The sequence below is a fragment of the Nocardia grenadensis NBRC 108939 genome (assembly GCF_001613445.1).
In the GTDB taxonomy this organism is placed as follows: Bacteria; Actinomycetota; Actinomycetes; order Mycobacteriales; family Mycobacteriaceae; genus Nocardia; species Nocardia grenadensis.
The window spans coordinates 142,748-161,158 of record NZ_BDCJ01000011.1; the positions used below are offsets into that span (position 1 = coordinate 142,748).

The 18,411-nt window shown below is 64.0% G+C and carries 18 protein-coding genes and 1 other RNA gene; 14 read left to right on the top strand and 5 right to left on the bottom strand.

Annotated features, from left to right (window positions below):
- Positions 1-117: 117 nt before the first annotated feature.
- Genes NGR01S_RS14125 through NGR01S_RS14135 form a run of 3 tightly spaced genes read left to right on the top strand, consistent with a single transcriptional unit; the run spans position 118 to position 2,361 of the window.
- Positions 118-516, top strand: a complete 399-nt coding sequence (locus NGR01S_RS14125) for a hypothetical protein (RefSeq protein WP_245664589.1) — start codon at positions 118-120, stop codon at positions 514-516.
- Positions 516-1,487, top strand: a complete 972-nt coding sequence (gene pip, locus NGR01S_RS14130) for a prolyl aminopeptidase (protein ID WP_063036836.1) — start codon at positions 516-518, stop codon at positions 1,485-1,487. The genes NGR01S_RS14125 and pip overlap by 1 nt, the downstream gene beginning before the upstream one ends.
- Positions 1,480-2,361, top strand: coding sequence for a CHAD domain-containing protein (locus NGR01S_RS14135; RefSeq protein WP_063036838.1), 882 nt, complete (start codon positions 1,480-1,482; stop codon positions 2,359-2,361). Before pip ends, NGR01S_RS14135 begins: the two co-directional genes overlap by 8 nt.
- A 142-nt stretch (positions 2,362-2,503) precedes the next feature.
- Here NGR01S_RS14135 and NGR01S_RS14140 read toward each other — a convergent pair whose 3' ends face one another.
- Positions 2,504-2,800: a hypothetical protein gene (locus tag NGR01S_RS14140; protein ID WP_245664590.1), complete on the bottom strand. Its 297-nt coding sequence runs from the start codon at positions 2,798-2,800 to the stop codon at positions 2,504-2,506.
- 421 nt (positions 2,801-3,221) lie between these two features.
- Between NGR01S_RS14140 and NGR01S_RS14145 the strand changes: the two genes are divergently transcribed.
- Positions 3,222-3,611 carry a hypothetical protein gene (locus tag NGR01S_RS14145; protein ID WP_157107262.1) on the top strand — a complete coding sequence of 130 codons (390 nt, stop codon included), beginning with the start codon at positions 3,222-3,224 and terminating at the stop codon, positions 3,609-3,611.
- Between the two features lie 115 nt (positions 3,612-3,726).
- Here the strand turns inward: NGR01S_RS14145 and NGR01S_RS14150 are convergent, their stop codons facing one another.
- From NGR01S_RS14150 to rnpB, 3 genes are all read right to left on the bottom strand, one after another.
- The gene (locus tag NGR01S_RS14150) at positions 3,727-4,557 is read right to left on the bottom strand and encodes an SDR family oxidoreductase (RefSeq protein WP_063036930.1); all 831 of its coding nucleotides are present in this window, start codon (positions 4,555-4,557) and stop codon (positions 3,727-3,729) included.
- A 57-nt stretch (positions 4,558-4,614) separates the two neighbouring features.
- The gene (locus NGR01S_RS14155; RefSeq protein WP_157107263.1) at positions 4,615-5,052 is read right to left on the bottom strand and encodes a hypothetical protein; all 438 of its coding nucleotides are present in this window, start codon (positions 5,050-5,052) and stop codon (positions 4,615-4,617) included.
- 260 nt (positions 5,053-5,312) lie between these two features.
- Positions 5,313-5,728: RNase P RNA component class A (rnpB, locus tag NGR01S_RS14160), an RNA gene on the bottom strand.
- A 110-nt stretch (positions 5,729-5,838) separates the two neighbouring features.
- Between rnpB and NGR01S_RS14165 the strand changes: the two genes are divergently transcribed.
- Positions 5,839-6,726: an alpha/beta hydrolase gene (locus tag NGR01S_RS14165; protein ID WP_063036932.1), complete on the top strand. Its 888-nt coding sequence runs from the start codon at positions 5,839-5,841 to the stop codon at positions 6,724-6,726.
- Positions 6,727-6,813: 87 nt separating this feature from the next.
- On the opposite strand, the gene NGR01S_RS14170 is transcribed toward NGR01S_RS14165, so the two are convergent.
- Positions 6,814-7,257: a DUF4870 domain-containing protein gene (locus NGR01S_RS14170; protein WP_063036844.1), complete on the bottom strand. Its 444-nt coding sequence runs from the start codon at positions 7,255-7,257 to the stop codon at positions 6,814-6,816.
- Between the two features lie 398 nt (positions 7,258-7,655).
- Between NGR01S_RS14170 and NGR01S_RS14175 the strand changes: the two genes are divergently transcribed.
- The 9 genes from NGR01S_RS14175 (at position 7,656) to NGR01S_RS14205 (ending at position 18,316) form a co-directional block, all read left to right on the top strand.
- Positions 7,656-8,408: an SDR family oxidoreductase gene (locus NGR01S_RS14175; protein ID WP_063036846.1), complete on the top strand. Its 753-nt coding sequence runs from the start codon at positions 7,656-7,658 to the stop codon at positions 8,406-8,408.
- Positions 8,409-8,816: 408 nt separating this feature from the next.
- Positions 8,817-9,440 carry a Uma2 family endonuclease gene (locus NGR01S_RS31540; protein ID WP_063036848.1) on the top strand — a complete coding sequence of 208 codons (624 nt, stop codon included), beginning with the start codon at positions 8,817-8,819 and terminating at the stop codon, positions 9,438-9,440.
- Between the two features lie 161 nt (positions 9,441-9,601).
- On the top strand, positions 9,602-10,510 hold the full coding sequence (locus NGR01S_RS14185; protein WP_157107265.1) for a helix-turn-helix domain-containing protein: 909 nt from the start codon (positions 9,602-9,604) through the stop codon (positions 10,508-10,510).
- Positions 10,497-10,709, top strand: coding sequence for a DUF397 domain-containing protein (locus tag NGR01S_RS30245; RefSeq protein WP_084480942.1), 213 nt, complete (start codon positions 10,497-10,499; stop codon positions 10,707-10,709). The genes NGR01S_RS14185 and NGR01S_RS30245 overlap by 14 nt, the downstream gene beginning before the upstream one ends.
- Before the next feature lie 170 nt (positions 10,710-10,879).
- Positions 10,880-11,437, top strand: a complete 558-nt coding sequence (locus NGR01S_RS14190; RefSeq protein WP_084480944.1) for a DUF3558 domain-containing protein — start codon at positions 10,880-10,882, stop codon at positions 11,435-11,437.
- Between the two features lie 11 nt (positions 11,438-11,448).
- Positions 11,449-11,826, top strand: coding sequence for a hypothetical protein (locus NGR01S_RS14195; protein ID WP_063036854.1), 378 nt, complete (start codon positions 11,449-11,451; stop codon positions 11,824-11,826).
- A gap of 291 nt (positions 11,827-12,117) precedes the next feature.
- On the top strand, positions 12,118-13,626 hold the full coding sequence (locus tag NGR01S_RS14200) for a type I restriction-modification system subunit M (protein WP_063036857.1): 1,509 nt from the start codon (positions 12,118-12,120) through the stop codon (positions 13,624-13,626).
- Positions 13,623-14,837 (top strand): restriction endonuclease subunit S, encoded by a 1,215-nt coding sequence (locus tag NGR01S_RS30250; protein ID WP_084480946.1) that lies wholly within the window; start codon positions 13,623-13,625, stop codon positions 14,835-14,837. The genes NGR01S_RS14200 and NGR01S_RS30250 overlap by 4 nt, the downstream gene beginning before the upstream one ends.
- A gap of 14 nt (positions 14,838-14,851) precedes the next feature.
- On the top strand, positions 14,852-18,316 hold the full coding sequence (locus NGR01S_RS14205; protein ID WP_063036859.1) for a DEAD/DEAH box helicase family protein: 3,465 nt from the start codon (positions 14,852-14,854) through the stop codon (positions 18,314-18,316).
- Positions 18,317-18,411 lie beyond the last annotated feature (95 nt).

Here is an 18,411-nt window from a genome sequence, read left to right on the forward strand (position 1 = left end):
GTCCCCCTCTCCGGCGCGGGATGGCAAACTCGGTGTCGACGGTTTCGACTCTCGAGTTCTGAGGTACTGATGCGGCGACGCGCTTGGACAACACGGGGTTCCCTCACGGTGGCGGGAGTGTGCGGGGCGATACTGCTCACCGCGTGCGGCGGTGTGCAGACGGGTTCGGAGGACACCTCTCCGGCCGCCTCGTCCGCTTCCGCCACCACCTCGGCGACCACGAGTAGCGCCGCACCCGCCACCCCGCTCGAGGTCTCCGACAAGGCGGCCCAGAACCTGTGCGACATGATGCGTCCCGAGCTGTCCAACTGGCGGGTCCAGGGCCCGACGCTCGGCCGGATCGGGCTCAACGCCATGGTCCACGAATGGGCGCTCACCAACGGCGGGATCAATGCCCAGGTCCTGGCCGACAAGGCCGTGGTGGACCGGGTGACCGTCAAGGTCTGTCCCGATGTGCACGACGAGGCCGTCCAGGCGCTCGAACTCCCCGATCTGGCCTCCGGCCTGGCGTTCTGATGCGCCCGCTGTACCCGCCGATCGAACCCTACGAGCGAGGCATGCTCGAAGTCGGTGACGGCCAGGCGGTGTACTGGGAGACCAGCGGTAACCCGGACGGCAAACCGGCGGTGTTCCTGCACGGCGGTCCGGGCGGCGGCACCACTCCGGACAACCGCCGGTTCTTCGACCCGGACCGCTACCGGATCGTGCTGCTGGATCAGCGCGGCTGCGGCCACTCGACCCCACATATCGCCGACGGCGCCGACCTCTCGGTCAACACCACCGCGCATCTGATCGCCGATATCGAAGCACTGCGCACCGCACTCGGTATCGAGCGGTGGCTGGTCTTCGGTGGTTCGTGGGGTTCGACCCTCGCGCTCGCCTACGCGCAGCGGTATCCGCAGCGGGTCACCGAACTGGTACTCCGGGGGATCTTCCTGTTGCGCCGCAAGGAAATCGACTGGTATTACAACGGCAGCGCCGGCCACGTCTACCCCGACGAGTGGGCGAAATTCCTGGCCCCGGTTCCGGCGGCCGAACGCGGCGGCGATCTGGTGGAGGCCTACCACCGGTTGTTCGATTCCGCGGATCCAGAGGTCGTCACCACGGCGGCCCTCGCGTGGACCGCCTGGGAGAGCGCCACCAGTACGCTGCGCCCCGACCCCGAGCGGATGGCCGAAACCTCCGATACGCGGTTCGCCCTCGCCTTCGCCCGGATCGAGAACCACTATTTCCGGCACGGCGGCTTCCTCGACGAGGCTCAACTGCTGCGCGATATCGGCGCGATCACCCATATTCCCGCCGTCCTCGTGCAGGGCCGCCACGATATCGTCTGCCCGGCGGTCAGCGCGTGGGATCTGCACTGTGCCTGGCCCGGATCGCGCCTGCACATCGTCGACGACGCCGCGCATTCCGCCACCGAACCGGGTATCACCCACCATCTGATCGAGGCGACCGATACGTTCGCGGCGGTGGTACACCATGGCTGAGGAACCGAGCACGGCGGCCGACGCCCTCACCGATGCCCTGCGTGCCGATATCGAACGCCTGCTCACCGCCGAACCGGAAGTGCGGGCCGACGCCGACGATTCGGTCCATCAGATGCGGGTCGCGACCCGCCGGCTGCGCAGTGTGCTGCGCTCCTACAAGAAACTGCTCGACCCGGACGCCGACAACCGGATGCGCACCGAACTCGCGTGGCTGGCCGGATTGCTGGGAGTGGCGCGTGACGCGGAGGTCCGCGCCGAACGTTTCGCCGCGCTGCTCGACCGCTACGCCGATCCCGCGTCGGCCGCGCTCGCCCCCACCCGCGACCGTCTGGTCCGTGCCGAACGCGACCGGTACGCCGCCGCGCACGGCGAGGTCCTGACGGCCCTGGACAGCCACCGGTACCGCGATATGCGGCGGGAACTGGAGGAATGGCGCGAGGCGCCGCCACTGCGTGCATCGGTGGACGAGATACCGGCCGCCGAGATGTTCGAGAAGGTACTGCGCAAGGACCGGAAACGAGTGCGGGGCCTGGTGCGGTCCGAGCCGACCGTGGCGCCCGCCGACCGGGTCGAGCTACTGCACGATATCCGCAAGAGCGCCAAACGTTTACGGTATTCCTGCGAGGCCGCCACCGCGGTGCTCGGTGATACCGCCGCGGATCTGGGCAAACGCGCCAAACACCTGCAGACCGTGCTGGGCGATCACCGGGACGCGGTCGAATCGTACGACGCGCTGCGCGCTCGCGCCGCCGAAGCCCGTGCGGTGGGCGAGGATACCGCCCTGTTCGAGACACTCGCCGATGCCGAGGACACCGCGGCCGGCCGCCACCTGGCGAAGTATCCGGTGGCGGCCGCCGCCATCGACACGGCCTGAGCCGCGGACACCGAAAGCGAAGCGGCAGCGAAGATTCCCCGCTCCCGCGCAGCGGGCCATCGTCGCGGCCCCGGCCGGAAACCAGCCGGGCCGGCACCGGGTCGCCCCGGTACCGGCCCGGCGGTACGGAAATCCGTACCGACTACTGCAATGCCAGCATCGAGCCGCTCAGTTCGTGCAGCGGTCCGAACACCGTGAAAGTCACCCGGCCGTTCGGGTAGGTCGAGGAAACGGCCGCGGCCGCGTCCAGCGCCTGACCGAACGACGGAGCCGACGGATGCGGAATACCCGCCACCATCTGCCCGACATTGTTCTGATCCACCCAGCGGGTATCCGCCGGGCTGAGGTCCACCCGCACTCCACCGGGCAGCGGTGTCACCGCGACGGCACCGGCCGAGCCGGCGCCCACGGTAGCGAGAACAGATGCGGCCCCGGCCATCAAAGCTCCGGTTGCCAAGGTACGTGCTACCCGCATATGTGTTGTGACCTGTCTTCCGATAGGTATGAATCGGCTCGTTCCGCGAACTCCAGGGCACCGGGCGAGCCTGCCGACCCCGCATACTTTATGACGGCAATCACCATTTATGCCAGTTGTGCACGAATCCCGCCGGAAAAGTTCGTGCGCGCCGGGCAACTGATACTGTGGCGAACCGTAAGCGTCCGACTACATCCGAGCTGGAGTTTCCTCACGTATGTCCACTCTCATCTATGACTATCTGCTCCCCCTCGTCGGTCCGCAGCAGGCTGCGTCCCTCGCGCAGATGTTCGTGATCGGTCCCTCGGCCTGAGTGGCCGCTGGATGAACGTCGTCCCCCGCCCGGCGGGGGACGGTGTCCATCTCGCGGAGTTACCATCCGGCCGTGTACAGACCTCTGCCCTTGTTCACCGCCCTCCTCGTCGCGGTCCTGCCCGCCGTCGCCGCCTGTGAGAGCACCGGCGCCGATCCGGCCCCGGCGGCAGCCGCGACGACGGCCGCCGCGACTCCCGAATCCGCGCAGATAGACCAGGTCAAGGCCGGTTCCTTCGTTATCGGCTTCCGCGGTGCCTTCCCCGGCCTGGCCGAGGGCCGCGACGATGCGGCGATCACCGGGATCTTCACCGAGACCTGCGCCGAGATCCGGGCCGGCGAACCGGAGGAGGAGGTGGTCGCCGCGGTATCCGACCGGCTCGCGGCGGGCGCCACCGAGGCGACGAACGCCGAAACCCGGGCCGTGTATCAGATGGTCGCCGTCATGTGCCCGAGCGAGTAGCCGAGCGCCGCTCCGCGCCCCGGTGAATTTCGTAGTCGTGCCACGTCGTCGAATTCACCGGAAAAGGACGAGTGGCACGAATCGAGCGGCCCGGGCGAAACGGTGGTTTTTCCGATCACCGCCCGCGGACGTCGTCCTCGCCGAACAATTCGATCGCATATCGCGCGACCCATTGCGCGAAGGTCGTCGCGGGGCGACCGACTATTTCTTCGACGACCCGGTTCGGCGGCAAGGTGTTGCTCTCCAGCCCGATGAGGACATTTTCGACATACCATTGCGCGTTGTCGCCCATCGCCGGGCGCAGCGCCCGTACGGTCTCCGCGGGGGTGACGCGGAGGAAATCGATCGTGCGGCCCAGCGCGGCGGCGATCTCCCGTACCAGTTCGGCCCGGCTCAGTTTCTCCGGACCGGTCAGCGCGTACGCCCGGCCCCGATGACCGTCCTCGGTCAGCGCGACCGCGGCGACCGCCGCGATATCGTCCATCGCGATCGGCGTACTACCGGCCGCGGGATCGGGTTCGCGCACCACACCGGTCTGCCGGATCTGTTGCGCCCACATACCCGTGTTCTCCATGAAGTCCCCGGGCCACAAATGGGTCCAGGCGACCCCGCTCGCCTCGACCGCCCTCGCGATCGCACCCCACCAGCTGTCCGGTTCACCGGATAGATCGACGATATGGCGCACCCCCGCGATACGGGCCGCTTCGACCACTTCGCCCACCCCGTCCTGGATCGATGCCAGGTACATCCGGTCCACCCCGTCGAGCACGGCGGGCAGCGTCTCGGGTCTGCGCAGGTATCCGCGAACCGCTTCGACGCCGGCCGGCAGCGCCGCCCTCGCCGGATCGATGGTGAGCGCGCGGATATCGGTCGCGCCGCGCAGCAGTAGTTGATCGACGACCTTGCGGCCGATATTGCCGGTGGCACCGGTGACCAGAATCGCCATACTCATCTCCGTCCTGAACCTGCGCGGATCATCGGCCCGGCATCCGCCCGGACGGGTTCATCGGTGGAACTTCGAGAAATCGCCCTGCCACAGCACACTGCCCGCGGTCACCACCGCCGGATTCAGCTGAGCCTTGCTCACCTTGTACGCATGTTTCACCGTCTGGCGGCTGCCGGGCGGGATCGTTCCCTGCACACCGTCCCCGAACCCCTCCGACGGCGACCTGACGTGCTGGGCCGGTGTGCCGTCGTCGCCGTACACCACGGTGGGCGTCGTCCAGTTCCGGCCGCTCCACGCCTGCCCGGTGCGGTTCTCGATCTGCAGGGTTATCACAGTCACCGAACCCACGTGCGAGTTCACTTCCGCCACCGATACGATGAAGGCCGCCAACCCGGACTGACCGACCGCGGTCTCGGCCGGGTCGTACAGCCCGCGCGTTTTCGTCGCGGGAGGCACACTCGCAGCCGAGGTCTCCTCGCCGGCGACAACGGTCATGGGCGGGTCCTGGCCGGTCGGTGCGTCATCGGCGGCGCAGGCCGACAGTGCGCACACGGCGGCCCCGGCTGCAACGGCGGCGAATTGTCTGGCTCTCATCGTGTTCCCCGGGTGACGGCACGGGGCACTCGGCGGCCCCCACTGTGAAACTCAGATCGTACGCCCGGTTCCCATTCCGTCCAGTTCCCCGCCTCCACCATCGAGAACGTCTGCGAGGACCGGCTGGGCACGGGCAGGCCCCCGGGGGGGAGGACGTGGTGCGGACGAGCCGGCCAGTAAGCCGGATCCTGTCCCCGGTTCGCGCCGGGGGGCGGCCATCCATCTGGGCACACCGTCGCCGGGTACCTCGAGCGGTCCACCCGCAGGCTCGGGCGAGCAGCCCTCGGACACCTGCGCAACCGCACCGCGAGGTGCGATCTTCGACCTTGCTCCGGGCGGGGTTTACCGAGCCGCCCCGGTCACCCGGGGCGCTGGTGCGCTCTTACCGCACCGTTTCACCCTTACCGCACGGCCCTCGCGGGCCGTGGGCGGTCTGTTTTCTGTGGCACTGTCCCGCGGGTCACCCCGGGTTGCCGTTAGCAACCGCCCTGCTCTGTGGAGTCCGGACTTTCCTCGGCACCGAGCGTGACACCACTGGGGTGTCCGTTCCCGGCGCCGCGACCGCCCGGCCGACTCATCCGCCGCCTCAGGATACTCGGTGGCATTCGGCCGCCCACCCTCAGTCGCCGCACTCCTGCCAAGGCTGGATGACTCGTCCGGGCCGATGACTCGGTACGGTCGGTGATCATGGAGCGTGTCGAGGTCGGCTTCCCGTCGGGAGGTCAGAAATGTGCCGGCTGGTTGTACCTACCGGCCGGCCCACCCAAGCCACGCCCCATCGTCGTGATGGGGCACGGGTTGGGGGCCAACCGGGAAATGGGACTGGATCGGTTCGCACGGCGGTTCGCCGCGGCGGGAATGGGGGTGCTGGTCTTCGACTACCGGCATTTCGGGGACAGCGACGGCGACCCGCGCCAAGTGGTGAATCTCGCCCGCCAGCGGGAGGATTGGATCGCCGCGGTGGCCTATGCCCGGACGCTGCGCGGTTTCGATGCCACCCGTATCGCCCTGTGGGGCACCTCGCTGGGCGGCGGACACGCCCTGGCGGTCGCCCCGGACGACGCCTATATCGCTGCGGTGGTGGCCCAGGTCCCGTTCGTCAGCGGATTCTCCTCCGCACTGGCGAAGGGACTGATCGGTTTCGTGAAGGTGAGCTTCCTGGCGGCGTCGGACCTGGTGTTCGGCACGATCTTGCGTAAACCGGTGCAGATCCGGCTGGCCGGGCGTAAACGCGCCGCGGCGATGATGACGGGTCCGGATGTACCGGCCGGATTCGGCCGGCTGGCCGAGGAGAGCGCGAACTACCGGCCCAAGATCGCGGCGCGCGCGGCCTTGTCGATCCTGTTCGCCCGTCCCGCCCGGCATGTGAAGGAATTGAAGATGCCGGTGCTGTACGCCCTGTGCGACAAGGATTCGATCACCCCGGTGAGACCCGCGCTGCGGGTTGCCGAGAAGACCAAGCACGCCGTAATAAAACGGTATCCCGCAGGTCATTTCGATCTGTACTTCGACGAACTCTTCGAACAGACCGTCTACGACCAGACCGAGTTCCTGACCTCGGTGCTGCGTCCCTGATCGCCGGTACCGGGGTGAACTGCGCCCCTTCGGTACCGCGCGCATGTGCCCGGGCCGGCGCCACGACCGCCGGCCCGGGCACATCTGCTACTTCACCAGCGAGAGATCGAACGGGTACTTGTACTCCCGGCCGTTGTTGGCCGCGATCCCGGCCAGCACCGAGAATACGATGCCCGCGATCCACACGATCGGGAACAACAGCAACCCGATCAGCAGAATCATCAGCACCGCGGACACCACATACGCGATCGCCAGCACGATCTGGAAGTTCAACGCGTCCACCGCATGCCGGCGCACGAACTCGTCGCGGTCCTTGTACATCGCCCAGACGATGAGCGGGGCGACGAACCCGAGCACGATACCGCCGAAGTGGGCCAGCGCGGCCCAGAGCTTGGCATCGGCCGGCGAGACCGGCGCCTGATTCGGTGCCCCATAGGGCTGCCGGCCGTAGGGCTGCTGGGCGCCGGCCGGGGGCTGGGCGGGATAGGGTTTACCCGTCGTCGGATCGTACGGGGACTGAGGAGTGGTCATCACATTCCAAACTGCCTGGTGAGTGGGGTGTTTCGAGAATAGATGGCCTAATACCCATTTAGGGAGTGCAGAAAACCCACACCTAGGTGAATAAACGGACAGAGCGGCGACCTGCGGCCCGGCACCGGACCTCACCCGGTGGGTCGTACGGCTGTCACCGGACGCGCCCGCTGCGGCTACCCCGCGGATCACCGACCCCGGCGCCCCGCGATACGTCCGGTCCGGCCCGCAGCACGGCGCAGTACGCTCCGCCGAACACCGGGCATCGCGCCGACCTGCACTGTCCGATACGCACAGCGCCCTCGCGAAGATCTTGTCCCGCCATCCCCTCGATCCGCGGCCCCACACGTTGTTAGATGGCGTAAGAACTATCGCCCACACGAGAGGACTTCGAACTGATGGCCGAGAGGATCGCAATAGTATCCGGCGCCGCCCGCGGAATCGGGGCGGCCATCGCCAAACGGCTGGCGTCCGACGGACTGCAGGTCGGGGTCCTGGACCTCGATGAAGCCGCCTGCGCCGAGACCGTATCGGCGATCGAGAACGCCGGCGGCAAGGCGATCGCGCTCGGCGCCGATGTCAGCAAGGAGGACTCGGTGAATGCCGCGGTGGAGCGGCTGGCCGGCGAGCTCGGCGCACCCACCGTCGTGGTCAACAATGCCGGCGTGCTGCGCGACAACCTGCTGTTCAAGATGAGCGTCGACGACTGGGACACCGTGCTGGGGGTGCATCTGCGTGGGGCCTTCCTGCTGACTCGGGCCGCCCAGAAGTACATGGTCGAACAGAAGTGGGGCCGTATCGTCAATATGTCCAGCACCTCGGCGCTGGGCAATCGGGGTCAGGTGAACTACTCGGCCGCGAAGGCCGGTATGCAGGGGTTCACCAAAACCCTCGCCTTCGAACTGGGTAAGTACGGGGTCACCGCCAATGCGATCGCCCCGGGCTTCATCGTCACCGATATGACCGCCGCCACCGCCGCCCGGGTCGGGGTTGATTTCGAGGACTTCCAGAAGGGCGCCGCCGCGCAGATCCCGGTGAACCGGGTCGGCTATCCGGAGGATATCGCCCATACGGCGTCATTCCTGGTGAGCGAGGGCGCGGGTTTCGTTTCGGGGCAGGTCATCTATGTAGCCGGCGGGCCGAAGGACTGAGCGCCGCGACGGCGGGGCAGCGCCCGGTGACCCGGCCGCCCCGCCGCCCACGGTGTCGAAATGTTTCAGCACCAGCACCCTGGGGTCAGGGGCTTCGGCCACAATGTGCACGTTCTCGCCTACGCGCTCCAACCGGACTGGGCGCTCGAGTGCATCCGACAACCACGGCTGGATCAACGCCAGCACAGAGTTCCAGACCCCCCGGGTCGTTCGACGGCGATTCGCAATCCACCAGCACCCGGAACCGGTCCGGCATGGCGGGAAGTTTGCCTGCAGCGGCGTCGAGTGCGTCGTAATCGGGCATCTGCTGACCTTCCTACGCCTACCCGGTCGCACCCGCACGCCACAGTGCAGCCGAAAGGGTCGACAGCAGATGGTCGGGCCGCACAGCGGGTTAAGATTCGGCCCATGTCAGCCATCTTCGATTGGGCGCGGCCGGACAATGTCCAACCTGAACCGATCACTGTCGAGATCTGGCGGCAGCTGCCGGCGGATTTCTGCCGCTTGGTCGAAGTGGTCAACGGCGACGCGGTGCGCTGCGAATCCCCGTCCCGGGCCCACCAGAAAGCCGTCCATCGGCTCATGAGCATGCTCGAGGCAGCGGCCCGCGATCACATGGCCCAAGACCCATCGGTCTGTATAGACGTGAACCAAGATTTCGATGTCGTACTGTGGGAGTTCCCTCGGGCGACCATCCGCCGACCCGATATCGCACTGTTCGAATGCGTGCCCGCCGAGATACGTCCGGTCCCCGCACGTCATCTCGAAATCGCCGTCGAAGTCATTTCGCCCAGCCATGTCAAGACCGACCGGCTGGAGAAGATGAGCGAATACGCCGCCGCCGGAATTCCATGGTATTGGCTGGTGAGCGTTTCCGACACCGAGGTGACGTCGATAGAGACCTTCGGTTTGGACCACGGCGTCGGCCATTACCGACCGGTCGAGGTCTTGAAACCCGGTACCGGGTTCGCTGTCGACCTGCCCATCCGAATCCGCATCGATTGGACACAGCTGACCGACCTGGTGTTATAGGCGGAGCCGCCGGAACTCCCGCCACCCCGCACGGTCTTCACCGAGCCGAACCGGATACCCGATCAAGATTTATTCGAAATGCCGCGCGGCTGTCCGCTGTGGGGTACAACGGATTCGATCGCGTCGTGTATCCGATCCGATTCCGCACCAGGGGGTTCATCATGTTCGACAACGACGCCGAGCAAGCGCCGACCTCGACGCTACCCCGACGGCAACTCGGCCGATTCCTCCGCGACCAGCGCGAGGCGAACGGCTTCACCATCGCCGCCGCCGCCAAGCTGGTGGATTTGTCGCCGTCGGCGCTACAGCGAATCGAGGCAGGCCAGACGCAAAAGGTCCGCAAGCAGGATGTTCGTGCCCTGTGTGAACTCTACGACGTAGGCACCGACGACGTCCGTGCGGCGACGGACCTGGCGGCACTCGCCCGAACGCAGAGCTGGTACCACGCGTACGGGGGTTTGTACTCGGATGCGTACAATATGTATGTAGGACTTGAAGCCGCAGCACAGCAACAGACGACCTATCACGAGCACGTTCCCGGCCTACTCCAGACGCCCGCGTACGCACACGCAATCATCGGCGCATATCCCGGTTTCGACCGTGGAGACGATATCGACCGTCGAGTTGAACATCGGCTCAAGCGGCAGGCCATCATTACCCGCAGGACTAATCCGGCGATGCTGGAAGTCCTACTTCACGAATCGGCGCTTTATCGGGTTGTGGGCGACACGAGGATCATGGCGGCGCAGCTGAGTCACCTGGCGGAGATTTCGAAGCGCGACAACATTGTCCTCCGGCTCCACCCCTACCGAGCCGGTATGGCGTGGGGGATGCCGCACGGCATGTTCACCATCCTGTCCTTCGGCGTCAACAGCCGCGGAGAGCACAGGGAACCGCCCATCGTCTTCTTGGAAGGCGGACCGGCGCAGGATGTCTACCTCGAGAAACCAGACGAAGTACGCCTCTATAGTGAGCTTGCTTCGGCCATCAGAAGCGCATCATTGGATGAAGACCAAACCCGGGAGCTGATTCGCCGGGCCACGAGGGAGTTTGAGCGTGACAAGCGTTGACCTGTCCGGGGCATCCTGGTTCAAGAGCAGTCGCAGTGGTAGCCAGAGCGCATGCGTCGAGGTGGCGTGGCTGGACAATGGCCATGTCGGCGTCCGGGACTCGAAGAACACGGAAGGCCCTGCGCTGATCTTCGCCCCTGAGGTATGGGAAGCCTTCACCATGGATATGCAATCAGGTGGTGCACCTTTCTCTGCCTGAGAGTCAGGCGCCCGGGCTGTAGCCGTTTTTCGCTTCCCTCATGCCATCTCCATGGGAGCGCACGAAGGGCAACGGCCCGGGCGCATTGCCTTCTGATGCGCTCAGCGGAACCAGCCATCGCTCTGGCGCGTCATACTTACGGGCGAAGTTCGTGATGACCGACAGGAGCAGTGGTGGGGCAGCGGAGGACAGCGGCGGTAACGATATTGACAGGGGCGCTGCTACTGGTAACGGCCTGCGACGCGACCACCGAAGGTCCGGCGGCACCGGAAATCACCACGGACGGGGCGGCGAGCGAGGCACTGTGGGACCCGTGCACGCAGATCCATGAGGATTCGCTGCGGCAGATCGGGGTCGACCCGACAACCCGCGACAACACGATCTCGGGTGTGGAGAACGTCGAGGGGTGGAAGTTGTGCTCTTGGCACAACAAGAAGTCTCGATGGGACTACACCCTCGGAGTCTGGTCCACAACTCACACCATCGAAGGTCTGAAGGCGGATACGAACAACATCGCATTCGCCGATATCACGGTATCCGGAAAGAACGGAACACAGTTCGAGAAAGCTCATGACACTTACAATTCCGTTTGCTATTTAGGTTTCCCGTTCACAGAAGGGACCATCGAAGTCTCAGTATTCAAGTCGGCAGCCTCCGACTCGGATCTCGACCCGTGTCAGACAGCCAGAACTGCAGCCGAAGCATTGGTTTTACAATTTCCTGAGTAGGGGGAGCCCCGTTGACCACCCAGCAAGACATCACGTTGTGGCGTTTTCTTGCCGATGAGGCGGAAGCGGGGCGGTTGTCCCTGGAAGACTCTGTTGCGACCGCATGCCGGACAGCCATCGACAACCAAATCGACGTTTACGTCGAGGTGCTGGACGGGATCGAGGCAATGGCCAATGTCAGCGGCTTGGGGGAATTCGCATGCGGCACGGAACTCGCACGCCTCCTGGGCCTGAAAGCAGTCGACCCCGGTAGAGACGGGGATCTGGCCACCGCTCTCCGGGATCACATCGAGGTACTCAACCTGATGGGTGCGGCCATCCAATCCTCTTTGGACCGCGTGCAGGAGCAGGATTCCAGTAATTCGCAGAGCTATAAACGGGTCGGCTGAGCGGCATACAACCTCGCCCGCCGACAACCTCCGACCAATCATCCATGTCGTGGGTGCCCTGGAAGTCCCCAGTCAGATCGGCCACACCCGCCACCTGCTCTATGCGGCGGTCCTCGTTCTCACGAGATGCTGGTGAGCAAGGTCGCGGCGCCGGAATGACTTCGGATTCAATGCCCTGACCTCTGCGATCTTTCGCTGATCCGAATCGACAAGAGTGCATCGGAGCAGCTCGGAATCCTGGGTTCGGCTATCGGCGCAACCTGTCGACAGCCTCCCATATAACCTCATCGCATGATCACTGGGGAACTGCGGAGCAAGATCGACCGGCTGTGGGACGCGTTCTGGTCGGGCGGTATCTCGAACCCGCTGGAGGTGATCGAGCAGATCACCTACCTGATGTTCCTCAAACGTCTCGACGACCTGCAGACCACCGCGGAACGCAAGGCACACCGCAGCGGGAAGCCGATCGAGAATCCGATCTACGACGCGGATACCGAGCCGCTGCGGTGGTCGAGGTTCCGTGAGCTCGGACCGGACCAGTTGCTGCGAACAGTACGCGACGACGTATTCCCCTGGTTGCGGCTGCTCGGCGGCGAGGAGTCCACATACGGCGAGCATATGAAGGACGCCAGGTTCACCATCCCGACTGCGAGCCTGCTCACCAAGGCCGTCGATATGCTCGACGAGCTGCCGCTCAGCGCGGGCGGCGATATCAAGGGCGACCTGTACGAGTACATGCTCTCCAAGATTGCCACCGCAGGGCAGAACGGTCAGTTCCGCACTCCCCGCCACATCATCGACCTCATGGTCGCGATGATGGCGCCCGGCCCGCACGACGAGATCTGCGATCCGGCGTGCGGTACGGCGGGCTTCCTCGTCGGCGCCGCCGAATACATCCAGCACATGCACAGCGAGGCCCTCCTGGAGCGCGCCCAGCGGGATCACTTCCACAGCAGCATGTTCCACGGTTTCGATTTCGACTCCACCATGCTGCGTATCGCCAGCATGAACATGCTCATGCACCAGATCGAACGCCCTGATATCCGCTACCGCGATTCCCTGGCCGAATCCGTGGCCGGCGAGGCGGGCCGCTACTCGATGATCCTGGCCAACCCGCCCTTCGCAGGCAGCCTCGACTTCGACACCACTGCCAAGGACCTGCTCCAGGTGGTGAAGACGAAGAAAACCGAACTGCTGTTCCTGGCGTTGTTCCTGCGTCTGCTGAAGACGGGCGGCCGGGCGGCGGTGATCGTCCCCGACGGCGTGCTGTTCGGGTCCACCAAGGCGCACAAGGATCTGCGCAAGCTGCTCGTCGAAGAGCATGGCCTCGATGCGGTGGTGAAACTGCCATCCGGGGTGTTCAAGCCGTATGCCGGCGTGTCGACGGCAATCCTGTTTTTCACCAAGGACGACCAGACCGACCATGTGTGGTTCTACGAGGTCACCGCGGACGGGTTCAGCCTCGACGACAAGCGCAACCCGCTGCTCTCAGACGATAAGCTCGGCGCCGCAGCCACGCTTACCGCCGACGAGCACGCCAATAACAATCTCCCTGACGTCCTCGCCCGGTGGTCTCACCGCACCAACGGCGAACGCGACCGCGCACGCACCGAACAGAGTTTCTGTGTGCCGAAGGCAGATATCGCCGCTCAAGACTATGATTTTAGCCTCAACCGGTACAAAGAGATAATCCATGAGCACTTGGAATACCGCCCCCCGCTGGAGATAATCGAAGATTTGGAATCAATTGATTCAGAGATACAGCAGGGAATTTCAGATCTGAAGGGAATGCTGAGATGACCCATATGCGTCCACTCTTCGAAATATGCACTTTAATCACGGATGGAACACACTACACGCCACCGGATCTTGAAACGGGAATTCCATTCCTGACCGTCAAAGATATGCACGGACGCAGGCTCGACTTTACAGGATGCTCGCACATCTCCGAGGCCGAATATCACCGGGCGGCGGCGGGAAATTCCACACCCAGAAAATACGATGTCCTATTCTCAAAAGATGGGACGGTTGGAAAAGTGCATGTCGTCGATTCAGATCGATCATTTGCAGTGTTGTCCTCTATCGCGATCCTTCGGCCAGATAGCCGCCGGGTTATTTCCCAGTATCTCGGCTGGGCCCTCCGCTCGCCGGAAGTGTTATCGGATGCAATTCGCAAGAAAAGCGGGTCGGCGATACGGCGCATTATCTTAAGCGATCTGAAAAGCATTAAAATCCCTCTTCCATCCATTCAAGAGCAGCAGCGCATTGCACAAGTACTGGATCGATTGGATGCGCTGCGAGAGAAGCGGCGGAAGTCCATTGCAATCCTCGACGGACTCGCCCAATCGATCTTTCTTGACATGTTCGGCGATCCGGCCGCCAACCAGCGGCAATGGAAAGTGATACCCCTGGGCGACGCCATGGAATCCAGGCCACAAAACGGGCTCTACAAACCGTCGTCCGATTATGGATCCGGCGCCCCGATTGTTCGCATTGACGCTTTCTACGATGGAGTAATATCCGGATTGCCGAACCTGAAACGAGTCATGGTCAATGAATCCGATATATCAAAATACGGACTGAAACCCAATGACATCTTGATAAACCGCGTAAACAGTCTTTCGCATTTGGGAAAATCCGCGCTGGTCCCGCCACTTCAGGAGCCGACCGTATTCGAGTCCAACATGATGCGATTCAAGTTCGACGAAATGACACTAAATGCAGTGTACGCAATAAACTCCCTCCAAACCGCACACATAAAGTCGCAAATATTGAGAGCTGCAAAGAAGTCGATCAACCAAGCAAGCATAAACCAAACCGACGTAACTAATCTGCAAATCCTCGCGCCACCGATTCAGCTTCAGGAAGAGTTTGCATCACGAGTGCAAGCAATCGAGCGGACGAAACCCCGACTCATGGCCCATCTCGCAGGTCTCGACACACTTTTCACATCTGTCCAAACCCGTGCCTTCCGTGGCGAGCTCTGGCAGGATGACTTGAAAGACATGTAAGGGGAGGAACTTTCGTGGCCCAGAGCAACTTCGACTTCCTGCGCGCCGAGTGGCCCGACTTGTTCGCCGAGGCCGTACGGGCGGAGCGGAGCGCCGTGGGCGATCCCCGCGTCGCCTGTTTCTTCGCGCGACGGGCGTTGGAGCTGGCCGTCAACTGGCTGTACAGGGCCGATAGTTCGCTACAGATCCCGTACCGCGACGACCTGAACGCCAAGCTCAAGGAGCCGACGCTCGTGCAGGTGGCGGGGTCGGTGATCGTCACGAAGATGGATGTGGTGCGGCGGCGCGGGAATATCGCCGTACACCGGACCGGTGAAGTACCCGCCCAGGATGCGGTGAGCGCGGTCAATGAGCTGTTCCACGTGCTGTATTGGCTGGGGCGCACGTATGCGCGCACCGAGGACGGAAAGCCCTTCGATGGGCAGCGGTTCGATGCCTCGCTGATCCCCCGGCCCGAACCGGCCGAAGTGCGGCGCAAGAAGTACGCCGAAGTCCAGCAGATGGCGGCCGAGTTCGCGAAACAGCAGGCGGAGCTGGCCGCGGAACGGCGGCAGCGCAAGGAACTCGACGACGAGGTCAAACGGCTGCGGGCCGAGGTGAAGAAGGCCAAGGCGGACAACGCCACGGTCCCGGACCATCACGATTACTCCGAGGCGCAGACCCGCACCCAGCTGATCGACCTGCTGCTACAGGAGGCGGGGTGGGCGTTGGATGGCCCGGACGACCGCGAATACCCGGTCACTGGGATGCCGACGGATAGCGGCAAGGGCAAAGTCGACTACGTGCTGTGGGACGACAACGGCAAACCCCTCGCTGTGGTGGAGGCCAAGCGCACGTCGAAGAGTGTGGAATCGGGAAAGTACCAGGCCTCACTCTACGCCGACGCGCTGGAACAGCAGCACGGGCAGCGGCCGGTCATCTTCTACACCAACGGCCACGACACCCAGATCTGGGACGACACCTTCTACTCCCCCCGCCCGGTCCAAGGTTTCTACACCAAAGACCAGCTGCGCACGCTCGTGCAGCGACGCGCCAAACGTCGGCCCCTGGCCACCGAGCCGATCACCGATGCCATCGTGAACCGGCATTACCAGCATCGCGCGATCCGGCGCATCGGGGAAACATTCGACAAGGACAGGCAGCGCCAGGCCCTGCTGGTGATGGCCACCGGGACCGGCAAAACCCGTACCGTGATCGGGCTCGTCGATCAGCTCATCCGGGCAGGCTGGGTGAAACGGGTGCTGTTCCTGGCCGACCGGCAAGCGCTGGTAGCGCAGGCGGCCAATGCGTTCAAGAACCATCTGCCGAACGTTCCGTCGGTGAACCTGCTCACCGAAAAGGACAGCAACGCCCGCGTCTACGTCTCGACGTATCCGACGATGCTGAACCTCATCAACCAGATCGACGACACCAAACAGCGTCCGTTCGGGCCGGGATTCTTCGATCTCGTCGTCATCGACGAGGCCCACCGCTCGGTGTATCAGAAATACGGTGCGATCTTCGACCACTTCGACGCGCTGCTGGTCGGATTGACCGCGACACCGAAGAACGAGATCGACCGCAACACCTACCGCTTGTTCCACCTCGAGGAAGGGGTGCCGACCGATGTCTACGACCTCGAGCAGGCGGTGCAGGAGGGCTACCTCGTGCCGCCGGTCGCCCGTTCGGTTCCGCTGAAGTTCCTGCGTGCCGGTATCCGCTACGCCGAGCTGTCCGAGGAGGAGAAGGACCGCTGGCATGAGCTGGAGTGGCTCGATGACGAAGACATCCCCGAATCGGTCGATCCGCATGCGCTGAACCAGTTCCTGTTCAACCACGACACTATCGACCAGATGCTGCTCGTACTCATGGAACAGGGCGACAAGGTCGACGACGGGGAACGGATCGGCAAAACCATCATCTTCGCGCGCAACAACCGGCACGCCGAACTGATCGTGAAACGGTTCCGGGTGCTCTACCCTGACCTGCCGGGTGATTTCATAGAGATGATCACGCACAGCGTCAGCCACGCGCAGAGTCTCATCGACAAATTCGAGAACCCGGCCAGAGCACCGCGAATCGCGGTGTCGGTGGACATGCTGGACACCGGGATCGACGTGCCCGCGGTCGCGAACCTGGTATTTGCGAAAGCCGTGCGAACAAGCACGAAATACTGGCAGATGATCGGGCGCGGCACCCGGCTGTGCCCGGACCTGTACGCGCCGAACAAGGACAAAGAACGGTTCCTGGTCTTCGACCTGTGCCAGAACGTCGAATATTTCAACCAGGACCTCCCCACCGCCGAAGGCCGCGTGCAGGCGTCCATGAGCGAGAAGGTGTTCGCGGCCCGCGCCGACCTGCTGCGCGATATGGACCAGCTCCAGCCGCCGGGTGAGCGGCCCGCGACTGTTCCCGACGGTGAACCGGCCAGTCTGCCGGATATGCGGTGGCAGCTCGCCGAACGGCTCTGGGTGGAAGTGGCGAGTATGAACACCCAGAACGTGGAGGTCCGCAAACAGCTTCGTCATGTCGAGAAGTTCGCTGACCGGCGCAGCTGGGACATTGTGACACCGGAGGCCCGGATCGAGGTCGGCAACCTGGCCGGGCTGCCCACCCAATTCACCGACGACGACACCGGCCCGGCCGCCAAACGGTTCGATCTGATCACTCTCCGCCTGCAACTGGCCTTGCTGACCGACGACATCACGTTCGACCCATTGCGGGAAAAGGTCCAGGAGACCGCCACGGCACTGCTGGACCCCGCCCTGAACAACATCACCGCCATCCGGCAACGCCATGCGTTCATCGAAGACGTGGCCGGCGACGCCTGGTGGGAAGACGTCACGCTGCCGATGCTGGAAACACTGCGGCGGCGGCTGCGGGGATTGGTCAAGGCGATCCCGTCGAAGGGAACACAGAATCCCCTGTACACCGATTTTCGGGACGAACTCGGCGAGATCAGCGATATCGAAATGGCGGTGCTACCCGGCGGTGGCAAGGGTATGGCCCGCTTCGAATCGAAGGTCCGCACCTATCTGCGCAGCCACGAGGACACACTGGCCGTGCAGAAACTGCTGCGCAACAAGCAGATCACCTCGACCGACCTCGCCGAACTGGAACAGATCTTCCTCGACAACGGCTTCGGCACGGTCGAGGACATCGAACACGCAGCAACAAGCCACGGCGGGCTCGGCTTGTTCCTGCGTTCGCTCAGCGGCCTCGACGCCACCGCGGCCACCGCCGCCTTCGACGAATTCCACACCGGCCGCACTCTCACCCCGAACCAACTCCACTTCCTGAAGCTGCTCATCGACTACATCACGAAGAACGGAGTGATCGAGGTGGGAGCACTCTATGAGCCGCCGTTCAAGACGGTCGCGCCGATGGGTCCAGAGGACATATTCCCGGAGGAAGTTGTGGACCGGATCGTCGCAGTTGTCGAAAACATCCGCACGACCGCTTTGGCTGATCGGGCCGAGCAGACGCTGGCACACGGCTAGCGGGTCGGCCCGGGAAATCAGTACTGAAACGACACCCCGGTAGCCTCGACGACTGTCGGTGTCTCGTTGATATGTTTCGCACAGGATAATCGCGC

Coding starts and splice junctions, on each gene's coding strand:
- pip (WP_063036836.1), top strand. CDS start 516: ATGCGCCCGCTGTACCCGCCGATCGAACCCTACGAGCGAGGCATGCTC.
- NGR01S_RS14135 (WP_063036838.1), top strand. CDS start 1,480: ATGGCTGAGGAACCGAGCACGGCGGCCGACGCCCTCACCGATGCCCTG.
- NGR01S_RS14140 (WP_245664590.1), bottom strand. CDS start 2,800: ATGGCCGGGGCCGCATCTGTTCTCGCTACCGTGGGCGCCGGCTCGGCC.
- NGR01S_RS14150 (WP_063036930.1), bottom strand. CDS start 4,557: ATGGCGATTCTGGTCACCGGTGCCACCGGCAATATCGGCCGCAAGGTC.
- NGR01S_RS14155 (WP_157107263.1), bottom strand. CDS start 5,052: ATGACCGTTGTCGCCGGCGAGGAGACCTCGGCTGCGAGTGTGCCTCCC.
- NGR01S_RS14165 (WP_063036932.1), top strand. CDS start 5,839: ATGGAGCGTGTCGAGGTCGGCTTCCCGTCGGGAGGTCAGAAATGTGCC.
- NGR01S_RS14170 (WP_063036844.1), bottom strand. CDS start 7,257: ATGACCACTCCTCAGTCCCCGTACGATCCGACGACGGGTAAACCCTAT.
- NGR01S_RS14175 (WP_063036846.1), top strand. CDS start 7,656: ATGGCCGAGAGGATCGCAATAGTATCCGGCGCCGCCCGCGGAATCGGG.
- NGR01S_RS31540 (WP_063036848.1), top strand. CDS start 8,817: ATGTCAGCCATCTTCGATTGGGCGCGGCCGGACAATGTCCAACCTGAA.
- NGR01S_RS14185 (WP_157107265.1), top strand. CDS start 9,602: ATGTTCGACAACGACGCCGAGCAAGCGCCGACCTCGACGCTACCCCGA.
- NGR01S_RS14200 (WP_063036857.1), top strand. CDS start 12,118: ATGATCACTGGGGAACTGCGGAGCAAGATCGACCGGCTGTGGGACGCG.
- NGR01S_RS30250 (WP_084480946.1), top strand. CDS start 13,623: ATGACCCATATGCGTCCACTCTTCGAAATATGCACTTTAATCACGGAT.